The sequence below is a fragment of the Protofrankia sp. CiP1_Cm_nod4 genome, from assembly GCF_982290645.1.
The window spans coordinates 13,335-16,474 of record NZ_CEVIVC010000032.1 but is presented as its reverse complement, the minus strand read 5'-3'; the positions used below and the strand labels follow the sequence as shown (position 1 = coordinate 16,474).

The following is a 3,140-nucleotide window of genomic DNA, read 5'->3' as shown; positions in this document are numbered from 1 at the left end:
GAAGGCGCTCCGGAACAATGGTGTTCCCGAGCACCGCGCAGAGCCTTGTTCCCAACTCCCCGGCCGCCGGCTGACAGTGCCCCGGCCGCCGGGTGAACCGACACCGATGGTGCCCGTTCCCCTGAATGCCTCAGGGTGCGGGGCTCCACAGGCGCGACGGAGAAACAAACGCGCTGCCGGGGGCCCTGGAGGGCCTTCCGGTGTCGGGCCGAGACGGGAGCGGCGGCGTGGGTAGCGGTGGTACACGGCCACCGCCCATCCCTTGCCCGCGCCGCCGCTCCCGTCCTTCCTTCCCGTTCTTCCCGGCGGTCCGTCTCCCGCCGCGTCGGCCGGCGTGTGCTCCCCGGCCGGCCGTTCCCGTTGTTCGGTTCCCGACGGTCGCCGCTCGCGGTTCATGCCGTCCGCCATCAGATCGTTCCACGTCGCCCGCCGCCGGCCCGCCCGCCGCCGGCCTGGTACTCCGGTCAGATGCTCTGGCCGATCTGATGGCGTACCACGAGAGAGCCGGCGAGCAGGAAGAACAACATCAGGACGAACGTGTTGGACGTGCCACCGGTCGAGCTGGACAGCACCATGTCCACCTCGGAGCGCAGGACCGGACCGCAGGTCGCGGTGATCGAACGGGTTCCGGCCCGATAGGTGGCGAACTGCACGGCCGTGGAGAACTCCCCGTTCTCGTCCGCGACCGTCCGGCCGATCGTCCGGCCGTCCTCGGAGACGATGACGACGTCGGCGGCCGGCGTACAGCCGGCGCCGGTGGCGAACAGGGTGTCCCCGCCGGAGACGACCGGTTTGTCCAGCGCCAGCTGCCCGGGTAACGGGCTGGGGAGCGCCGGTGCGGGCGAGGGCGCGGGGGCGGGCTGCTGCGTGGCCGTGGGCTCCGGCCTGACCGGCACGCAGCGGTCGGACGCGTCCCGCACGGATCCGGCCGGGCAGGGAGGCGGTGGCTGCGGGCACTGCTGCCCGGCGGGCACCAACAGGCCGCCGGGGCAGGAGACCGACGGCCGTGGGCAGACGCCGCCCTGGCCCGGTGGCGTCCCGCCAGGACAGGTCTCCCCGGGCCGCGGCGGCGGGCACGGCTGCCCGGCCGTCACCGTCACCCCGCCGGCGCAGGTCTCGCGCTGCGGTGGGCACTGCTGCCCGGCGGCGGCCGTGCTGCCGTCCCAGCAGGTTGTCGGTGGCGGCGGGCACTGCTGCCGGCTGCGGGCGGTGGAGCCGTCCGGGCAGGTCACGGGGACCGGCTGGCAGACCCCGTCCGTGCCGCGTTGCTGGCCGGCCGGGCATGGCGGGTAGCGGCAGGTGCCGTTCGCGTCCCGTTCCTGGCCGGTGGGGCATGGCGGATAGCCGCAGACGCCGTCCGCGTTGCGTTGTTGCCCGGCCGGGCACGGCGGATAGCGGCAGGTCCCGTCATCGCCGCGTTGCTGGCCCTCGGGACATGGTGGGTAGCCGCAGGTGTTGTCCTTACCGCGTTGCTGCCCTTCGGGGCATGGCGGGTAGCCGCAGACACCGTTCGAGTTGCGTTCCTGGCCTGCCGGGCAGGGCGGATAGTCGCAGATCCCCTTCGCGTCGCGTTGTTGCCCTTCGGGGCAGGGCGGATAGTCGCAGACGCCGTCCGAGTTGCGCTGCTGGCCGGTGGGACACGGCTGCGGTGCGCATTCCCGCCCGCCGGGCACCACGGAACCGTCCGGGCACAGGCAGCCGTCCGGAGTCCCCTCGGGGCAGGCGGTGGGGCTTGGCGCGGGCGCACTGCTGCTCGGAGCGGCCACGACGGCCATGGTCATGGGGATCGGTCTCGTACCCGTGGCGGGTGCGGCGGCCGCCGTGGGCCCGGCCGTGGACCCCGCGCCGAGTATGCCGAGCAGGATCACCGACGGCAGGATGGCCGTCAGGATGGTCCTGACGCCCGCCCGGCGTAAGACCGGGCAAGAAAAGCGCATGACGCCCCCCGACCGCGAACGGAGCGGCGACGTGTCGTGTACTGGACAGCATGTCCAGCCGCAGCCCCGTTCCCGGGATGACAGTAACATCGACGTCACAACAGAAAGTGGATTCCCGGGGGGCGTCGTGGCTGTTGTCGTGGAGCCGACGCGGCGAGCCGCGAGGCCACTCACCGCTTTGGTGATCATGATGCTGACGGTCCTGGTCCTGTTACCTGCCCCGGCCATGGCCGCGGCCGGCGACGGGCCGAGGGGCCCCGCCGGCGGCATCGTCGCCGCAGGCAGCGGGGGCCTTCAGCTCGACGCGGTGGTCAACGAGGTCTCCGTGACCGGGCGGCGGATCGTGCTCGATCCGGAGCGGCCCACCCGCGTTCTTGTCACGGTCCGTAACAACCGGAACGAGCTCGCCCAGATACGGTCGATCCGTGTCAGCGGATCGGCGCTGGGCCTGACCTTCTTCGTCTTCGACACCGCCGTGCGGATGGACGTACCGGCCGGCGCCTCGCTGGCCTGGAGCGTCGACGTCGACATGGCGGAGCTGCGCGGACAGGCGACCGGACTGCTGCCCATGTCCGTCACTCTCCGTGATGCAAGGCGTGACGTCCTCGCCTCGGCCGAGGGGATCGCCGACATCCGCGGCACGCTGGTCTGCACATACGGCATGTTCGGGCTGGGCCTGCTGATCGTCACGGCCCTGCTGTGGGCTGCCGCGCTGATCGCGCTCGCGCGCCGTCGTCTCCCCCGCAACCGGTGGCGGCGGGCCGTCCGGTTCGCGCCCGCCGGGTGTGGGGCCGGCTTCGTCGCGATCGTCAGCCTGTCGGCGTTGCGGGTGACAGCACCGTCGCCATCGTCCAACCTGACCTTCATCGCGGCAGCCGCGGGGCTCGGCTTCCTGCTGGGGTACCTCACACCCACCCCGGCCCCCACCCCGACGCAGGCCGGCACACCGGCCCTCGCGCCTGTGGCGGCCGCCGACCCGGCCACGGGCCCATCCGCGGTGACCACGGCCGCGGCCAGGCAGACACCGTCCCCAACCAGTGGTTCCGCGGGCGGCCCCCCGGGCAGCGGCGAGAGCCGGGCCCCGGGCCCGACAGCCCCGTCGCGGCCTGTCATCGTCCGGCCGCAGCCGCCGGGCGTGGAGGTGGATGGGCGCGGGTATGAAAGGCAATCGCCGCCCCGGCCCGCCGTCCGGCCGCAGCCGCC

At 73.5% G+C, this 3,140-nt stretch carries 2 protein-coding genes; one reads left to right on the top strand and one right to left on the bottom strand.

The annotated features are described in order from the left end of the window. Positions 1 to 464: 464 nt before the first annotated feature. Positions 465 to 1,781, bottom strand: coding sequence for a hypothetical protein (locus AC5LSR_RS08670; RefSeq protein WP_250293060.1), 1,317 nt, complete (start codon positions 1,779 to 1,781; stop codon positions 465 to 467). 343 nt (positions 1,782 to 2,124) lie between these two features. Between AC5LSR_RS08670 and AC5LSR_RS08665 the strand changes: the two genes are divergently transcribed. Further along, the coding region (locus AC5LSR_RS08665; RefSeq protein ID WP_493468335.1) for a hypothetical protein at positions 2,125 to 3,140 on the top strand (1,016 nt) is incomplete at its 3' end.

Bases quoted from the DNA above. Each gene is read 5' to 3' on its own strand.
- AC5LSR_RS08670 (WP_250293060.1), bottom strand. From the start codon at position 1,781: ATGACCATGGCCGTCGTGGCCGCTCCGAGCAGCAGTGCGCCCGCGCCA.